Consider the following 16,501-nt stretch of genomic DNA (forward strand, 5'->3'; position numbering starts at 1 on the left):
GAACAGCAAACGGAACGGTGACGACGGTGGCCGACGCTGCGTAAGAATCGGCAAGCACGGCCGAGCTATCCACGGGCCGTTACGCGCCGACGGCGACTTCTTGGTCTGTGATTCCTGCGGCATGAGGAAGCAGTGGTGACCGGCATGAAGCTTCCCAAGTGGCGCGCCACGCGCCCTGATGAGCCATCCTGCTGGCGTATGAGCCGAAACCGCTGGTGGCGCCACGGACGCATGCTTCGGCGGGGCGAGTCGTTGTTTTGCCCGTTCTGCCGTCGCACCGTGCTGCTGGCACCAGCCTCGCGTTAACGGTCCCCGTTCTGAACCAGAGGCCTCCCCCATGATCTCGGGCGGAGGCCTCTGAGTGCGATGAGGACTGCCCGAGACGACGCGCAAAGAGCAAGGGAAATGCAGCCCTGAGCAGCGCAGCTACACACCTCAGCCCTCGACGGCTCACGCTGAAAGTTTCGGTGCTTCCTCACAAAATTGTCTCCAAGGTGCGTCGCCCGCATGACCTTGCGCTAGCAACGCATAACCGGAGTGTGCGCCGTCTCCGCTAGCGACGGGACAACTCACTCTCACAGCTCAAGCCGCCCGCGCGGGCAGCTTGAGCAGGTGCTCGGCACACTGTCAGAGTCGCTTGGAGTCCTTCACGAGGCGGCGCACGCGTGGTCGGTGTCCTCCTACGTCACGGTCGAACGGTTGGGCGGGTTCGCGGCGCCGTTGCTCGCGCAGGTCGTGGAGTAGGCCGCCGACCCGCACGTTCCGCGCCGTCAGATCTTGACCACCGCGAAGCAGTGATCGCAGGACGACGAGCAGCTTCGCTTCGCTCCAGGCGCCATCGCGCTGCACTGTCTCACCGTGACGAGCGGCCACGGCTTGCATGGTCGGTAGGTCAAGCCCGCCGAGAGCTTCTCGATGGGCGACGGCGCACTGGCCAACTGGAAGAGGTCAGGTCGCCCCTAGCGCATCCGGTGTCCTCTCAGAAGACTTCGTCTGCGAGCGAGTCATCTAGGTCGGCGTAGAGGTCCGCGTCATGGCGCAGGCCGTCCTCGTCCAGGTCATCGTGCGCTGCTGCAGACGCGCCCTTCGCCTTGAACCGCACCCCCTTGACGTGAGTGCAGGACTCACCGGCACGGCGGGGTGAGTCGAACTTTGCGGGGTCCTTCCATTGCGATTGCGTGAGAGCGCCGGTGCGGCCGCGAGCCGACTTCATCTTGTTAGCGCGAAGCGCGTCGTGGCCAGTAAGGCGTTCCATGAACAGGCGGTGACTCCACTGCTGGTAGCCGTGGGCCCGTGCCCATGTGTTGAAGCTGTCACGGAGGTCCTCGGTGAGGCAGAAGGAGTCGATGTCGGCCTCAACCGAGTCCTTGAACCAGCCGATGATGTTGTCGGCCGACTCGCGCCAGGCCAGGCTTGCTTCTGTAACGCTCACGGGCACTTTGACCTCCTCACGCTTGTCGGCGTACCACCGCCTCGCACCCTCGATGCGCCACGCCAAGCATGCTTCGGCGGCATCCGGGTCCGTGCTCGCGAGGACCCGAACAGCGGGGTTCGCTACCCGATCCATCGGGTCGGTGCACCCCTCGGCGCTCTTCTTGTAGGTATAGGGAAACGGCACAACGAGGAGACGCCTCCACGTGCCTGGGTCTGTCTCACTGACGTTGGGCAGGCGGTTGCAGGAGACCCACAGTGTGGCCTCAACGTCGAAAGTCTGGTTCGCTTCGCGCAGCCCGCGGGCGGTCATCTTCTTGGTGCCGACGAGGCGCTTGATGCTGCCGACGTCGAGGTTGCGTTCGTCGGGCAGTTCTTCGACCAACGCCTGGCGAAGCCCCTTGAAGGTGATGAGGTTGAACGTCTCGCCGCCACTGGTGGAGCGCATGAGCGTGGACTGTGGCGGCAGCCCGCCGTAGGTCCCAGCGCTGGCCTCCATCACGTCGAGGAAGCTCGACTTCGCGTTCGCTCCCCCGCCGTGCAGGAACAAGCACACGGTGGAAGCGGGCTGTTCGCCAGTAAGCGTCTGACCGGCCATGAGTTGCAGCCAGGAGTGCACGTCGACAGGCACGGCCTCAAGAATCTTGGACCAGACCCAGTTGGTCTTCCCGGGTGTGAAAGCGGAGGGCACGCGCTTGGTGATGAGGAGGTCAGGGTCGAAGGGGCGCAGCGTGCCGGTGGGCAGGTGCACAACGCCGTTGGCCACGAGCAACAGGTCGCTGTGTGCGTCCAGTTCGGTACTAGCCACGACAACGTGGAGGGCTGCGAGATCGCAGACGTTGGCAACCGTCTGCTTCTTGAGGCAGACGACGGCGGCTTTCGTGATGTTGTGGTCCATCGTTCTCGCGGCCGCCTCCCACTCCTCTCGAAGCCACGCCATGACCTCGGCCTGCATGACGGCAGGGTCGAGCACGTCCCACGCACCCGTCGACTGGTCGTAGCGAATCCAGGTCCGGCGCTCGGCCACGTAGCGGTGAGTGGTGAGCCTGGTGGCGATGAAGCGTTCGGCCATCGTCAGATCCTTGAAGTGCTCGATGCCCACGCTCTTACTGCCGCCTGCGCCAGCGCCGAGCACTGCGGCGCTTGCGTACGACGCCGTAGCAGGCGTGTTCTGCGTGCGAGGCACATAATGGCGAGCGCCTTCCTCCACGGCCCGCGTGACCGTTGCGTCTACCTCGTCCTGGGACAGGCCAAGGCTCAGTGCGGCGCCGGTCATCATGCGGATGACCTCCGCGGCGGGCGCGCCCGCCTTGGCGGCGCCGAAGCATTCCCGGTTCAGCGTGTCGTTGCGCTGTCCTGAAGGTGCGCGCATCACTGCGAGAGTCGCGCTTTCGAGCGCTGCGCGGGCGTACTGGTCAGGAAAGTCGTCGGGGGCGGGTGCGAAGGTCGCGGGTTGCTCCACCGGCTTCATCATGGCTTCGCGCAGCCAGCTCGGCAGCTCGGCGATGGGTTCTACTTCTACGAGCTCGTATGTCCCCATCGTGCCGTCTGCGCGCCGCACCTGAGAGTGCGGGCCGACCACGTAACCGCCAACGGCGCGCACGTCGATGCCGGGTGCGATGCGGCCCGCGCTGTTGCGCAGGGACTCGCCCTCGGGTGCACGGTAGTAGCGGTGCAGGCCGTCGTTGGGAGTAGCCACGACGAGCGTCGGAGGGTTGTCGTCCACGTCCTCGACAAGCTGGCTCCAAGCTTCCACTCCGTCGGCGCCTTCGGCATGGCGGTCGAGGTCGATAACGACCAGGTTGGAGCGGCCACAGTCGACGCCGTACGTAGTTGTGGAGGCGGGTAGTTCGGCGTCGAACTCCTTCCACTTGAGCTTCGGCGTCTTGCTCCCGTGGGGAAGGGGGAAAAAGACGGCGGTTGAGTCGAATAGAGTGTCGACCAGTTGCTGCATGTGCATGAGAATGGGCTCCTTGGTTCGTTTTTCACCGCCTCGGGCAGTCGAGGTGACGAAATAAATATCGCCAGGGGCCCACCTAGCTGTTCTACTCGGCGCTAGCCGTGATTCTTCCTTGCCTTGAGCCGATCCCGTTGCAGCCTGTTGCAGTGGTTTTGGAGTTGCTGTAGAAGCTTTCCCCGGGACTTCTCTAAAACCACTGCAACAGGCTGCAACACCTGGCCTACAAGTTCGGCGGCGGTCGCGAGAAGACGCGACTTGCCGCTGACCCGGTGCCGAGAGCCACGTAAAAACCCGGTGGTGCACGGTGCAAGAACCCCAAGGAGCAGAACTTTGCACCCTTGGTCTGCCAACCTTCGCACCACCGGGCGCGTTCAATATCGGAGTCCACGCACTCCGCACGCGCTGATCTGCATGAACTTCGCCGTGCGTTGTCCGACCGGCGTCCGGGAAGTCGATTTGGGGTTATGCAAGCGCAGAACGCCACATACGGTGCTGCCACCACCCAACTTCGGAGGCAGCATGCTCACTCGACTCATCCCGGCCGCGCTCATCGCAGCCGTGCTCACCCCGTTCGCCCTCGTTGCGCCCGCGCACGCCCAAGACGAGGCACCCGTGATCGGCCAGATCACGACCGAGAACGCTGCGGGGGGCTCACGCCCTACGTCCCGCTCTATACCCACGCAGCGCTGACGTTTACCGACTCCACCCCGAGCAACCACCGGCACTACCGCATCGTCGTCAGTGACATCGGCTCGTTCGAGTCAGCCTACGATTCCGGCACCGAGGGCGAGTTCAAGGCGCTCATTCCCCACGACGGCATGCAGGCTGGCACCAGCTATGACTTCACGGTCGAAGAGACCAACGACGAGGGCGAGGTCATAAGCACCAGCGCGCCGAGATCATGGACATACCAGTTTGTGAAGCACCCCCGCTCATTCTCGACTTCGAGCAAGAGGGTGCGTGGGCAGTACTCCTACCGCGCGGGAAGCACAGCGAAGTTCTCCTTCAGAGGCACGTGGGAGAAGGGCACGCGCTACTCCACCCAAGTGTGGGTCAGCAAGACCAAGCGCTTCACCTCCCACGACTTTGCTACCAATACTCGGCACAATGGTGACCTCGTGTCGAAGTACAACGCCAGCAGGCCCGTGCTTTCGGTCAAGATTCCGCGTCGCCTTCGCGGCAAGTACGTGTGGGTGTCGATCCTCGGTTGGAAGGACGGCAAGGCCGGCTGGCTGTTCGCCGCCGCTGCGGAGAAGGTCATCGCTTCCCGCTGACCCTTCCAGCGACCGACTAGTAGCGCTGCGCCTCCTCGAGGCGCAGCGCTACTGCGGTCCAAGCGCGAGCGAGAAGCGATCCTGAGCGCGTCGGCTCCGTGACGCACCTTTGTGCGGCCGTAGCTGACGGCTCACGGCGTTCGAGCCGTGTTTGCGCAGGCAACGTCGCTACTGCGGGGTTGTGCAGTCTTACCGAAAACTCGGCAGGCTCAGGCTGGTAGTCAGCTGTCAGTGGGCGGCGTCGTAGGCCTCAACAACGGCCTGCGGCACGCGCCCACGGTTCGGCACCTCGTAGCCGTTGTCCTTCGCCCACGAGCGGACCTTTGCAGACTTGCTCTGCCCGTTCGCGGACGGTCGACGTGCGCGCTTGGAGGCAGGCACGCGCTGCGCGTTCTCGATGAACGGTGCGAGCGCCTTCTCAAGCTTGGCGAAGTTCTTGGCTGTGAGGTCGATGGTGTAGCTCGTGCCTTGCAGCGCGAAGCTGACTTCCTGCGCGTCATCGGAGCCGTCCATGTCATCGGAGATGACGACGTGTGTGGTGCGAGCCATGAGGAACCTTTCAACGAGCATCAACGGGGCACCTAACGCTATCCGATGGCGTGTGTAGCGCGAGGTGAGTGATGCCTCGCCTACGCGTAATCTCGCGCCGTGCCCTGAGACCGGAGGCAAATCTTGAGCGCCTCAGCTCGAACCGCGGCACCTACGACGCCAGGGCTGACATCTCAGCGGTCTTGTTACGTTTCGCGGTGGAACCATCGGGACTGTGCGACCGCCCGTCTCACTGCGAGTCCCGGCTGGCTCACGCTGGCCGCTAGACCCGCCAAGACAAACTCCTCGAAGAAGTTTGCGCTAGCCCATTGCGCTCTCTAGTAGACCGGCAATGGTTCCACCCATGACGAACACCACTACCGAAAAGGGTGCCAAGAGCACCGCCGCCGCTACCAAGGACGAGGCCGCGTTCGACCGTGCCGAGTTCTCCCGCCTCTTCTCGCGAGTGCGGTCGGAGTGCTCCTCCGTGGTGCTCGACGCCGAGAAGAAGCGTCCTCTGTTCTCGAAGGACGGCGCGAGCGCTGTCGCCAAGCGTGACGCCGTGCTGAAGGCGCTGGAGTCCTTCATCGAGATGGTCGACAGCGCGAAGCGCGAGGCCTGATCCAACCTGCTCCTGACTCGTCCCCGTGGGGCGGGTCAGAGCCACGAGAGCTAGTTGTTTGCCAGCTGATGTGCCACACGCAGGCGAGCAGCCAACCGGCCGCGCACCGGCACTTTCATCCCCTGCGCTCGGGCCCATTTGCGGATCTCAGCATCGCTCACCGACTTCGACTCCTTGCTCGCCTTGAACAAGCGGATCCACTCGGTGGTGTCACGAATGTCCTGCTCGTCGTACAGCACGTTTCCGTCGTCATCGACTAAGGACTCCACTTCGTCCTTCAACTCTTCGAAGGCCGAACGGTCCGGCTGAACCTCTGTGTCGCGCACAACGATGCCCATCGTCTGCCACTTCGAGAGTCGGGTGGCGTGGATGTAACGAGTATCGCCCGTCATCCAGCGGTCGAGCACCTCCTGCTTCACACCCAGAAATGCCGCGAAGGCATCCAACTCAATGCCGAACCCTAAACGGACTCGCTTCAGAAACTCTGCGAATGACTCCTCGTCGGAGCGGTACGTCAAAGTCAGCTTAGACATTCGCTGCTCCATCGTTATTGTTTATCCTTCGGCGTCCATAGTTCTTCGAGATGCTTTAGCAAGCGCGGCAAAGTCATACAGGTGTCGATGGGGGCTGCACCTACGACGAACTCCACGATGAAGCGATCTCTTCTCGCAGTAAGGGCGTCACGCTTAGTTCCGTCTGTCTCAAGGTCGATCTGGTGGTGCAACAGGAGGGCGTAGCGCTCTGCCTCGTTCTCCGGCACGAAGTCCGGTTCCTTCAGCCACCGTAGGAACTCCCGTAGGCCGCGCTCGTCGGCCGCGCGCCGGGCGCGCCCATCTCGGGTTTCGGCTGCTGCTCCCACTCTTGCCAGCCTGGTGTCATCGCGACGCTTGACTTCGGCAGCGCACAACTGCCGTAGCTCGAAGTGCTGCGTGTCGGCAGCCCATCGCTGAAGCTGCTTTGGGGTTACACCGAGACAGTGCAAGCCATCGTCAACGCTTAAGTCGAATAGGCAAGCGACAGCATCCGCGGAGTAGGCTTCGTGCTCAGATCTTCCTTGTTCAAGAGCCTTGGCAACGAGCCGTTCCGCGAACAGCTGTGCAACTTCAAGCACCTGAAAGCGGGTCGTCTCTTCGTACGACTTGAGCCAGCTCTTGAACTTGCCAAGCAGCTCCAGTTGGGTACGCAATGCCGGAGCTGCGAGCGTCAGCTCTGCCGTCACCCTAAGCCCAGGAATGCGCACTGGAAAGTCGAGCTGACTTGTCGGAAGCTGTAGGAACAGGGCGCGGCGAGTCGCGTGCACCGTCGCTCGCGCCTCATTGGCGAGCAGCTGCGTATAAGCATGGTCGAGGTCCGTCGTTACAAACAGTCGTCCCTGGTCAGTCTTGAACTTCCACAAGACGTCGCTACGCCGCCACCAGATCGGTCGCTCGCCGTCTTCCCACCGGATCAGGTCGAAAGTGGCATCGTCCTGCGCCATCTGCTGGGCGAAGTCGAGCGCGGCGTAGGCGGGCTCATGATCTGGCCCGTCGACACCCAGGCCGCTCGTCAGCTTGACGCTCCAGAGCTTCTACGACCGGGTGCCTTCGCCGATGCCGCCTCTTTGCGTCGCTCGATCTCGCGCGCCACCTGAGACGGCACACGAAGCTCGCCAGTCTTCTTCTGGCCAGGCCCCTTCGCGGGCACCGCGCACCAGTCATAGAGCTTGCCCCAGCTTTCGCCCGTGGCGCGCTGCACCTGCTGCAAGTGCTTGTCCAGGGCCGAGGTGTACCGCTTGTCCTCCGGAAACGCCTCGTCCTCGGGCGTAAGGGGAGCTGGATCGTCGTTCAGCAGCGCGACTACCATGTCGACCTGGGCATTGCGAGTCTCGCGCGCCTTCGGTGACAGGAACTCGTAACGCTTTGTCACCAGGCGCAGGACGTCGATGCTGTGCGCCTGCGCCTCCCCGTTGTCGTGCTCGGCATGAAGCTTGGCGACGGCGTTCTCGTAGGCAGCCTGGTCGAACAGTCGAGCGTATCCGGCCAAGTCATCCAGCTCCTTCGGGTCAGGCTTGCTCTCTTTCGAGCTGAAGTAGTGAGCGGCACCCTCGCCTCGTCGGTACACGGTCTTGGTCTCTTGAACCATCGCTTGGGACTGCCTTTCGTCATGGCGTCGAGCCGGTCGGCCCGCCACCTCTTCTTACGGCCTCCAATGCCGTCTGAGCAGCACGAACGTGAACCCCGTACACCCGTCGAACACCCGCCGATTGACCCCGAACAAACGGATTAGCAAGTAGCATCAGCCACTGCTTCAACAGTCACGCTTGCGCCCGTCGTAGAGGTGCGGCATCTCGGAAGGACGGTCAGCTTGGAGGGACAGGAGGCACCTGCCGAAGACGCAGCAGCGTCGTGGGACCTCTTAGCTGACGAGCTGTCCCGCTTGCGCCTGCGCGTCGGCAATCCGTCGTTCGACAAGGTGGCGCAGCTCGTGACCGACCGTCGCAGCGCGCAGGGAGCCGAGCCACACGTGGCCCGAGTCGCGCGTACGACGGTCTATGACTGTTTTCGTACGGGTCGACGGCGGGTCAACGTTCCGCTTGTACGTGAGATCGCTCTTGCCCTCGGAGCGACCGACGCTCACGTAGACGACTGGCTCCTTCGCTGCCACGGAACGGCGCTAGCGAAGACCACCGAGGGCGACATTGAGTTTCAACCAGCGAGCGTCCAACAGATCGAGCCGCCCCCTCTGCGCAAGGTAGCGCTACTCCTTGCAGCCTGCATCGGGCTCAACCTGGTCGGTCGTTTCCTGGTCGACGTTCTGCACCTGCCTGGCTACATGGACATGGTCGGCACGGCCATTGCTGCCGTTGCCGTTGGACCTTGGCGCGGCGCACTCGTCGGAAGCGCTACCAACGTGCTCGGAGTGATCAGCTCGGGCATCGCCTCGCTGTACTTCATACCGGTGAACATCATCGGCGCACTTGTCTGGGGCTATGGAGTACACCGCTACGACATGGGACGAAGCCTGCAGCGCTATCTGCTGCTTTGCATGGCGACTGGCCTCGCCTGCACCGCGACTGCCGTGCCCATCTTGTATGTGGTCTTCGGCGGCTTCAACGGCAACGGCACCGACTTCATCACGCAGACTGTGCGGGACATGACCGGGTCAAGCCTCGTGGGCATCTTGACCTCCAACACGCTCGTCTCACAGGCCGACAAGCTTGTAAGCGGCTTCGTGGCGCTCGTGATTGTGCTGTCGCTTCCAGCCAATCTGCGTTGGTGCCGCGACCTTGTGCTCACTGCTCCGGAGTCCAACCGAAAGCCATCACTCTCGCGTCAGTAGCCGCAGCCTGATGAGGTGGCAGCATCGGCATGCGGGTTTGTGCGTCAACCCGCTCCTTCTCGCTGGTGCTGCTGACTACCGCCTTTCAGGCCGGCTTCAAGTGCCTGCACTGCTGCCTGCTTCTTCGCCCGCGTCAGATGGGTGTAGTACAGCGTGATGGCTGTGTCGCTGTGGCCGAGAATGTCCTGCACGACTTCGAGCGCTACGCCCTGATCGAAGAGCAGTGATGCGGTGATGTGCCGACTCGCGTGTGGTCGCCAGTAGAAGTCAGGGTTGATCGGCTCGTCGGGCTGCTTCTTATTCACATACGCAGTGAGCACACGGGTCCAAGCGTTCGCGTGCGTGTTGTAGTCGGTACGACGGCCGTGCGGTGTCAGGAACACGAGATCCTTCGCCCACTCCTCTGTCGCCGCCCGCTGCTTCTCCTTCTGAGCGACGAGCGCGAGCCGCCAGCGTTCGGGAAGCGGAACGATGCGATCCTTGCGGTTTTTCGTGGCGGGGTAGATGTACCAGCCGCTCCCGTCCTCGTGACGCTTGAGCTGTTGCTTCACGATGATGTGTGCCTTGCCCTTGCGGTGCAGGTTCGTGATGCAGTTCCACTCCAGGCCGAGGATCTCGCTTCGGCGCAGCCCGAGGAACATCATCAGCGTTCTCGGGAAGTGCTCGTGGTGCGGGTTGGCGGGGTCTTCGAGCCAGTCGAGCATGCGCTTGGTGATGCTGACGCGGCGGTTGATCCACTTCTTGTCGCCCTCGCGGACGGCCGTGGTGCGGTTGGGGATGGAGACGTGGACGAGTGGGCTGCTTCGGATGACGCCGTGCTTGACCGCGTGGTTCAGCATCGTGCGGAGCGTCTTGTATGCGTTCCAGCGAGCCGCAGGAGACGCGAGCGGAGGAAGCGTCAAGTAGAAGAGGCGCTTGAGGTCTGATTCGGAGAGGTCGGCGATCTGCTTGTCGCAGTACGGCAGCACGTGGTGTTCGAGGTCGCGGCGGTACTTGCGGCGAGTCTCGGGCGACAGCTTCTCGGGCGGGTAGTCGTCCAGCCAGGTGTCGAGGTAGGCGGACAGCTTTGGAGAGCGTGAGCGCGTTTCTACGGCACCGCCTTGCGCCCGCTTGAGCAGGTTGGCTTGGCGACGACGAATGGCCTGCTGCGGCGTCGCGCCGAAGCCTCGCACGTACCAGCGTTTGGCCTTGCCGTCGGCATCGAGCACGGTGGAATCAAAGCCCGTGATCTGAGCACACCACATCGTCTTGCCGCGCACCTTCGTCTGGTACACGCTGCCCTCGCCGCGCATGGACGCAACGTAACAGGTTCGGCAGATTGTTGCGTCAAAGTGTTGCGTCCTAAACGCCACTGACCTGCTGTAAATGTGCAGGTCAGTGGCGTTTAGACCACAATAGTGGAGCTGGCGGGAATCGAACCCGCGTCCTCGAGCGTCGAACCAGGTCTTCTCCGGGTGCAGTCCGTGATGTCGTTTTCTCAGCCCCGGTGCTCGCACGAACACGTCACCGACAGGCTCAGTCAGGTTTGAGTCCCGATCAACCGCCCTGACAGCAGCGGATCAGCAAGTCTCCTAGATGACGCCTGGGTCCGGGACGGAGACGGATGCCCGGTCAGACGCTTCGATCACCGCTCAGGCGGCGAGAGCGAAGGAACTGCGCTTAGCGTCGGCAGTTATTGGTTTCCAGCGATCGTTTACGAGATGACGCTGGCTCCTCGACCCGCTTCCCCTGGAACTAACGTCCCAAGTCGAAACCGATCAGCCCCTCTTGAGTTGTCAAACCGAGTGATGGACCCAGTCTGTTGTGGCCCAGTCTAGGGGACACAACGTCATCACCGCCCCGGGATTCCCTCGCGGGCGCCTACGGTGCCCTCTGGTGCGCCCTGGTGTCACCCGGTGACACCAGGGCGCACAACAGAGCGGTCAGGCGGCACCGACGCCGAGAAGCCGCGCCGCGTTGTGCCAGCACACGTCACGCAACCACTCCTCCCCCAGCCCGAGCTCGGCCAACCAGCCGAGCTGATCGGCGTAGCCGAACGGGAGGGTGGGGAAGTCCGAGCCCCACACCACGCGGTCCTGGAGGTCGGCCATCCGGGACACCAGGTCGTGGGGGAAGCCGCCGTGACCGTGGTCGTCGTCGGCGAAGAACGGCGTGAAGGCCATCGACGTGTCCAGCCGCACCTCGTCGTACCGCTCGGCGAGGGCGACGAACTCCGCACACTCCGGGGCGCCCATGTGCGCGACCACCAACCGCAGCCGGGGGTGGCGGGCGAGCACCCGCGCCGTCGACTCCGGACCCGTGTACGACGTGCCGACCGGTCCCGACCCCGCGTGCACCATGATCGGCGTACCGGCCTCCGCCAGCCCACCCCAGGCCGGGTCCAACAGCGGGTCGTCGAGGTGGAACCCGCCGACCTGCAGGTGGGCCTTGAAGATCCGGACGCCGTCGGCGATCAGCCGTGGCACGTAGGTCGCCGCCTCCGGCTCGGGGTAGAGGGTGGCCGAGCGCAGTGCCTCGGGCACCGTCGCGGCGAACTCCGCCGACCACCCGTTGAGGAAGTCGGCCACGCCCGGCTTGTGGGCGTAGGGCAGGGTCGAGAAGTGCCGGACGCCGGCGGCGCGGAGGAACCCGACGCGCTCCTCGGCCGAGCCGCGGTAACGGATCGGCCACGGACGCCCGATCAGCTCCCCGGCACCGTCGAACTCCCGCCAGACCGCCTTCTCGATCGGCGGCGGCAGGAAGTGCACGTGCAGGTCGATCAGGCCGGGCAGGCCGAGGTCACTGATGAACTGCCGTACCGGGGCGGCGTCGGTGCTCGCCGGCGCCGAGAGCGCCGACGCCGTAGCGTCAGTCACGCATTCCCTTGAGCCGTCGCCCCAGCTCGACCTGCTTCTCGCGGTCCGCTTCGCGGGAGGCGATGCTCTGCCGCTTGTCCCAGGTCTTCTTGCCCTTGGCCAAGCCGATCTCGACCTTGGCCCGGCCCTTCACGAAGTAGAGGCTGAGCGGGACGACGGTCAGGCCCTTCTCGTTGACCCGACGCTCGATCTTGTCGATCTCGACCCGGTTGAGCAGCAGCTTGCGCTTGCGGCGGGCGGCGTGGTTGGTCCAGGTGCCCTGGGCGTACTCGGGGATGTGCACGGCGTGCAGCCAGGCCTCGCCGTTGTCGATGTCGACGAAGCCGTCGACCAGGCTCGCGCGGCCCATCCTCAGCGACTTCACCTCGGTGCCCTGCAGCACCAGCCCGGCCTCGAAGGTGTCCTCGATCAGGTAGTCGTGGCGGGCCTTCTTGTTGGAGGCGATGAGCTTGCGCCCCTCGGCCAGATCGTTCTTGGCGGCCTTGGCTCCACCTGACTTCGCGGACATGGATCCCATTCTCCCAGTCGGGGTCAACCGGATTGGTGGCCGGCTCACCCGCACCGATCATGCGGGTGGCCGGCCGTTCGTGGGGACGCCCGGGCGAGGAGCGTCAGAGATAGCCCATCGGGTCGACGGGCTCGCCGTTGCGCAGCACCGTGAAGTGCAGGTGGCAGCCGGTGGACCAGCCGGTGGTGCCGGCGTACCCGACGACCTGGCCGCGGCTCACCCGCGCCCCCTGACCGACCGCATAGCTGCTGAGGTGGTTGTAGACCAGCGTGATCACCGCGCCGTTGACCCGGCCGATGGCCAGATAGAGCCGGTTGCCGTAGACCTCGTCGTAGTAGGTGTTGATCACGGTGCCGGCGGCCCCGGCCCACAGCTGCGACCCGCAGGGCGCGCCGAAGTCGGTGCCGTTGTGCAGGCTGTAGTAGCCGTAGATCGGGTGCGTCCGGTAGCCGTACGGCGAGGTGACCGGGCCGCTGGACGGCAGGTGCAGCAGCCCGCCGGTGTCACCGCTGTAGCTGCCGGACTGGCTGCGGGACGCGTTGAGGATCTGCTGCTTGATCCGCTGCTCGCGGGCCTCCAGCCGCTCCAGCGCCGCCTTGTCGGCGGCCTTGGCGCGGACCGCGGCGGCGCGGGTCTTGCGGGTGCTGACGACGAGGCCCGCGATCCGGTTGCGGGTGTCGGCGGCCTGGGTGGCCAGCACCTTGATGTCGGCGAGGTTCTCGTCGGCGGCCTTTTTCGACGACGCAACGGCGTTGCGCGCCTTCTTGACCTCGTCGCGGTGCTCCTCCAACGCCTCCTCGGCCGCCACCAGGGCGTCCAGGGCCTGCTGCTCGCGACCGACCACGACGCCGTTGCCGGTCTCGTTGATCATGATCTCGGCGACCGAGCCGGACTCGAGGTAGGAGCTCACCATCTGCAGCTCGGGGTTGCCGCCCGTGGCGATGCCGATCACCGTGCCCCGGGTGGCCTCACGCTGCGCGGCGACCTCGAGACGAGCGGCCTTGAGCTCGGCGACCGCCGTGTCGAACCGCTGCTCGGCCCGCTCCAGCTTCCGCTGGAGCTGAGCGCTGACCTTCTTGGCGGCGGTCAGGTCGCCGCGCACCCGCTCGAGTCGGGTGCGGGCGGAGCTGAGGTTGCCGCGCGCGTCGCTGAGCTTCCCGTTCAGACGGGTGAGCCGCTTGCTGGACTCGTCGAGGTGGTCGTGGGCCTTGTCGATCTGACCCTGGACCTTCCTCTGCTGGTCCTCGAGCTTGTCGGTGTCGTCGGCTCGGGCCACCGGCACCATCAGCGCGGCGACGGCGAGGGTGGACAGCGACCAGGCGACCAGCCACCGGGAGCGGTGGCTGCGGGTCGGCGGGGTCGACGGGCACGGACGGCTGGCGGGCAGCCGTCGAGCGCTGGGGAAGAAGCGCACGAATCTGACCTTCAGTGTTCGGGGAAGAGAACCCGTCGACCGTATCCGCCGCGGATCAGACTTTGATGTATTTCCGGGTCAGCAGGAGTGTCGGGATCAGCGTCAGCGCGGGACCCAGCAGGGCGATGCCCGGGGGAACCAGTCCGAAGACCGCCTGCACCCAGTCGGTCCAGTCGATCCAGGGCAGGAAGGTGACCACCTCGGCCATCCCGGTCTGGATCGCGAAGTACTGGAACGCGGCCAGCGCCCCGGCCGCCAGCGCCACGCCGATCACGGCGGTGACCAGGGCCTCGAGCAGGAACGGCAGGGCGATGTAGAGCGTCGAGGCACCCACCAGCCGCATGATGCCGATCTCCCGCCGGCGGGCCATCGCGGCCAGGCGGATGGTGTTCGCGACGAGCAGCAGCGCCGCGAGCAGCAGGAAGCCCGCGCCGATCCACGAGCCGTACTTCAGGGCGGTCATGATGCCGAAGATCTGTCCCAGCGCCTCGCGCTGGTCCTTGATCGAGGCGACACCGTCCAGGCCCTCGACCGCGCTGATCACGCCGTCGGCCTCGGCCGGCTGCTTCAGGGTGACCCAGTACGCCGAGGGCCAGTCCTCGACCGTGACCACGGGGTCGGAGCCTTCGAAGACCTCTTCGGGGAGGATCTCCTTGGCGTCCTCGTAGCCCTCCTCCTTGGTCTGGAAATCGTACGAGGCGACCTCGGGGCTGGCCTCGATCTCCTCCTCGATCCGCTCCCGCTGCTGGTCGGTGACCTCTCCCCCGGCGCACTGCGGCGCACCGGACGGGTCGTCGACGGTGCACAGGTTCACCAGGATCTGGAGCTCGTTGCCGAGGGTCTCCGAGGTCTTGTCCGCCTGGCGCTGCAGCAGGATGCCGCAGCCGGCCAGGGTCAACGAGACGAAGAGGGTGAGGATGACCGCCAGATGCATCGTGAGGTTGCGACGCAGGCCGGTGCGGAGCTCGGAGAAGACGTAGCGCAGCTGCATGGGTGTGGAAACTCTCCTGGGAGGTGGCGAGGAGCGGGCGCGGAGGCCTGGCTCAGTGCGGGAGCCGACTCAGGGCTGGACTCGGTGCTGGACCCGGCTCAGTGCTGGAAGCCGTAGCTGCCGGCCGCCTCGTCGCGCACGACGCGGCCGTGCTCGAGCTCGATGACGCGCTTGCGGAACTGGTCGACGATGCCGTGGTCGTGGGTCGCCATCACCACGGTCGTGCCGGTGGCGTTGATGTCGTCGAGCAGCTTCATGATCCCGACCGAGGTGCTCGGGTCGAGGTTGCCGGTGGGCTCGTCGGCGATCAGGATCATCGGCCTGTTGACGAACGCGCGGGCCACCGCGACCCGCTGCTGCTCACCGCCGGAGAGCTCGTCGGGCATCCGCTCGGACTTGTCCTTGAGGCCGACCAGCTCGAGCGTCTCGGGCACGGTGCGGGTGATCTCCCGCTTCGACCGGCCGATCACCTGGAGCGCGAAGGCGACGTTCTCGGCCACGGTCTTGTTCGGCAGCAGCCGGAAGTCCTGGAACACGGTGCCCACCTGGCGCCGCAGCCGGGGCACCTTCCACCCGGCCATCCGGTTGATCTCCTTGCCCGCGACGTAGACCCGACCGGCGGTCGGGCGCAGCTCGCGCAGCACCAGTCGCAGAGCGGTCGACTTGCCGGAACCGGAGGTCCCGACGAGGTAGACGAACTCGCCCTTGTCGATGTCCAGCGTCACCTGGTCCAGGGCAGGGTTGCCGGGGCCCGGGTACTTCTTGGTGACCTTCTCGAAGCGAATCACCCTCCGGACGGTACGCGACGAGACCAGCGGGACCGGAAATCTGCGGGCGCGGCGGGTGGGCGGGTGGCGCGGATCACCCTGCGCCGGCGGCCCACCCGGACGGGTGTGCCACCCCCACTACAGTGCACGTGTGCCGACCGTCCTGCGCGCGCTGCTGCTCGCCGTGCTGCTGACCGTGGCGCCGGTGACGGTGGGCGTGCTCGTGGCCGGCCCGCCCGAGGAGGCCCCGGTGCCGCCGTACACCGGGACGCCGCTGGCCGACTACGACACCTCCACCGTGGCGCTGGCGCGCTCCGCGTTCTGCGACCGGCTGCCCACGGAGGCCGTCGACGCGGCGCTCGGCATCACCGACGACGGGGACGCCGAGGTGGTCGCCCGCGACTACGGCAACGGCGAGAAGGCCACGGTCGCCGGCGGGCGCGACGTGATGCACGAGTTCGGCTGCTCCTTCCGCGGCGGCCGCGGCAACGCCGCCGCCTGGCTCTTCGCGCCCCCGGTGACCGAGCAGCGCGCCCGCGAGCTGGTCCGCTCCACCCCGGACGAGGGCTGCACCCGGCTGGCCGACACTCCGTCGTACGGCGACCCGTCGGTCGCGCTCTCCTGCACCGGCAAGCGGCCGACGGTGAGTTTCCGCGGCCTCTTCGGCGACGCCTGGCTGACCTGTCAGCTGGGCTCCGGCGAGGGGCTGGACGAGGAGGACCTGGTCGATCGGGCGGGGCGCTGGTGCGTCGCCGTGGCCCGGGCGGCGACGGCCACCGCCCCTGCGCCCTGAGCCGAGCGCGCCAGCACCTGCAGTGAACAGCGCAGGCCCC

At 65.6% G+C, this 16,501-nt stretch carries 15 protein-coding genes and 1 other RNA gene; 4 read left to right on the plus strand and 12 right to left on the minus strand.

Features of this window, described 5'->3' with window-relative positions; translation table 11 throughout:
* Nucleotides 1-979: 979 nt before the first annotated feature.
* Nucleotides 980-3,385 carry a phage/plasmid primase, P4 family gene (locus FIV43_RS11315; RefSeq protein WP_181407459.1) on the minus strand — a complete coding sequence of 802 codons (2,406 nt, stop codon included), beginning with the start codon at nt 3,383-3,385 and terminating at the stop codon, nt 980-982.
* A 470-nt stretch (nt 3,386-3,855) separates the two neighbouring features.
* Between FIV43_RS11315 and FIV43_RS11320 the strand changes: the two genes are divergently transcribed.
* Complete coding sequence (locus tag FIV43_RS11320; RefSeq protein ID WP_141014213.1) at nt 3,856-4,665, plus strand: hypothetical protein; 810 nt, start codon at nt 3,856-3,858, stop codon at nt 4,663-4,665.
* Nucleotides 4,666-4,893: 228 nt separating this feature from the next.
* On the opposite strand, the gene FIV43_RS11325 is transcribed toward FIV43_RS11320, so the two are convergent.
* Nucleotides 4,894-5,214, minus strand: a complete 321-nt coding sequence (locus tag FIV43_RS11325; protein ID WP_141014214.1) for a histone-like nucleoid-structuring protein Lsr2 — start codon at nt 5,212-5,214, stop codon at nt 4,894-4,896.
* A gap of 343 nt (nt 5,215-5,557) precedes the next feature.
* Here FIV43_RS11325 and FIV43_RS11330 point away from each other — a divergent pair, with 343 nt between their 5' ends.
* Nucleotides 5,558-5,815 (plus strand): hypothetical protein, encoded by a 258-nt coding sequence (locus tag FIV43_RS11330; RefSeq protein WP_141014215.1) that lies wholly within the window; start codon nt 5,558-5,560, stop codon nt 5,813-5,815.
* A gap of 50 nt (nt 5,816-5,865) precedes the next feature.
* Here FIV43_RS11330 and FIV43_RS11335 read toward each other — a convergent pair whose 3' ends face one another.
* From FIV43_RS11335 to FIV43_RS11345, 3 genes are all read right to left on the minus strand, one after another.
* Nucleotides 5,866-6,360, minus strand: coding sequence for an Lsr2 family DNA-binding protein (locus FIV43_RS11335; RefSeq protein WP_141014216.1), 495 nt, complete (start codon nt 6,358-6,360; stop codon nt 5,866-5,868).
* Nucleotides 6,361-6,362: 2 nt separating this feature from the next.
* Nucleotides 6,363-7,292: a hypothetical protein gene (locus FIV43_RS11340; RefSeq protein WP_141014217.1), complete on the minus strand. Its 930-nt coding sequence runs from the start codon at nt 7,290-7,292 to the stop codon at nt 6,363-6,365.
* Nucleotides 7,293-7,360: 68 nt separating this feature from the next.
* Nucleotides 7,361-7,936 (minus strand): hypothetical protein, encoded by a 576-nt coding sequence (locus tag FIV43_RS11345; protein WP_141014218.1) that lies wholly within the window; start codon nt 7,934-7,936, stop codon nt 7,361-7,363.
* A 222-nt stretch (nt 7,937-8,158) separates the two neighbouring features.
* Between FIV43_RS11345 and FIV43_RS11350 the strand changes: the two genes are divergently transcribed.
* Nucleotides 8,159-9,133, plus strand: coding sequence for an ECF transporter S component (locus FIV43_RS11350; protein ID WP_141014219.1), 975 nt, complete (start codon nt 8,159-8,161; stop codon nt 9,131-9,133).
* A gap of 44 nt (nt 9,134-9,177) precedes the next feature.
* Here FIV43_RS11350 and FIV43_RS11355 read toward each other — a convergent pair whose 3' ends face one another.
* The 7 genes from FIV43_RS11355 to ftsE form a co-directional block, all read right to left on the minus strand.
* Nucleotides 9,178-10,425, minus strand: coding sequence for a tyrosine-type recombinase/integrase (locus tag FIV43_RS11355; RefSeq protein WP_141014220.1), 1,248 nt, complete (start codon nt 10,423-10,425; stop codon nt 9,178-9,180).
* Nucleotides 10,426-10,528: 103 nt separating this feature from the next.
* Nucleotides 10,529-10,898: a transfer-messenger RNA gene (gene ssrA, locus FIV43_RS11360) on the minus strand.
* A gap of 157 nt (nt 10,899-11,055) precedes the next feature.
* Nucleotides 11,056-11,988 carry an amidohydrolase family protein gene (locus tag FIV43_RS11365; protein WP_181407460.1) on the minus strand — a complete coding sequence of 311 codons (933 nt, stop codon included), beginning with the start codon at nt 11,986-11,988 and terminating at the stop codon, nt 11,056-11,058.
* Nucleotides 11,981-12,496, minus strand: a complete 516-nt coding sequence (gene smpB / locus FIV43_RS11370) for an SsrA-binding protein SmpB (RefSeq protein WP_141014221.1) — start codon at nt 12,494-12,496, stop codon at nt 11,981-11,983. The genes FIV43_RS11365 and smpB overlap by 8 nt, the downstream gene beginning before the upstream one ends.
* A 103-nt stretch (nt 12,497-12,599) precedes the next feature.
* Complete coding sequence (locus FIV43_RS11375) at nt 12,600-13,910, minus strand: M23 family metallopeptidase (RefSeq protein WP_141014222.1); 1,311 nt, start codon at nt 13,908-13,910, stop codon at nt 12,600-12,602.
* A 55-nt stretch (nt 13,911-13,965) separates the two neighbouring features.
* A complete protein-coding gene (gene ftsX, locus FIV43_RS11380; protein WP_141014223.1) occupies nt 13,966-14,901 on the minus strand; it encodes a permease-like cell division protein FtsX in 936 nt (311 codons plus the stop codon).
* Between the two features lie 98 nt (nt 14,902-14,999).
* Nucleotides 15,000-15,689: a cell division ATP-binding protein FtsE gene (ftsE, locus tag FIV43_RS11385; RefSeq protein ID WP_141014224.1), complete on the minus strand. Its 690-nt coding sequence runs from the start codon at nt 15,687-15,689 to the stop codon at nt 15,000-15,002.
* A 130-nt stretch (nt 15,690-15,819) separates the two neighbouring features.
* Between ftsE and FIV43_RS11390 the strand changes: the two genes are divergently transcribed.
* The gene (locus FIV43_RS11390) at nt 15,820-16,461 is read left to right on the plus strand and encodes a hypothetical protein (protein ID WP_141014225.1); all 642 of its coding nucleotides are present in this window, start codon (nt 15,820-15,822) and stop codon (nt 16,459-16,461) included.
* Nucleotides 16,462-16,501 lie beyond the last annotated feature (40 nt).

This window comes from Nocardioides sambongensis (genome assembly GCF_006494815.1).
GTDB classification, from domain to species: domain Bacteria; phylum Actinomycetota; class Actinomycetes; order Propionibacteriales; family Nocardioidaceae; genus Nocardioides; species Nocardioides sambongensis.

Coding starts and splice junctions, on each gene's coding strand:
- smpB (WP_141014221.1), bottom strand. CDS start 12,496: ATGTCCGCGAAGTCAGGTGGAGCCAAGGCCGCCAAGAACGATCTGGCC.
- FIV43_RS11355 (WP_141014220.1), bottom strand. CDS start 10,425: ATGCGCGGCGAGGGCAGCGTGTACCAGACGAAGGTGCGCGGCAAGACG.
- FIV43_RS11325 (WP_141014214.1), bottom strand. CDS start 5,214: ATGGCTCGCACCACACACGTCGTCATCTCCGATGACATGGACGGCTCC.
- FIV43_RS11330 (WP_141014215.1), top strand. CDS start 5,558: ATGACGAACACCACTACCGAAAAGGGTGCCAAGAGCACCGCCGCCGCT.
- FIV43_RS11315 (WP_181407459.1), bottom strand. CDS start 3,385: ATGCAGCAACTGGTCGACACTCTATTCGACTCAACCGCCGTCTTTTTC.
- FIV43_RS11340 (WP_141014217.1), bottom strand. CDS start 7,292: ATGGCGCAGGACGATGCCACTTTCGACCTGATCCGGTGGGAAGACGGC.
- FIV43_RS11335 (WP_141014216.1), bottom strand. CDS start 6,360: ATGGAGCAGCGAATGTCTAAGCTGACTTTGACGTACCGCTCCGACGAG.
- FIV43_RS11345 (WP_141014218.1), bottom strand. CDS start 7,936: ATGGTTCAAGAGACCAAGACCGTGTACCGACGAGGCGAGGGTGCCGCT.
- FIV43_RS11320 (WP_141014213.1), top strand. CDS start 3,856: ATGCAAGCGCAGAACGCCACATACGGTGCTGCCACCACCCAACTTCGG.
- ftsX (WP_141014223.1), bottom strand. CDS start 14,901: ATGCAGCTGCGCTACGTCTTCTCCGAGCTCCGCACCGGCCTGCGTCGC.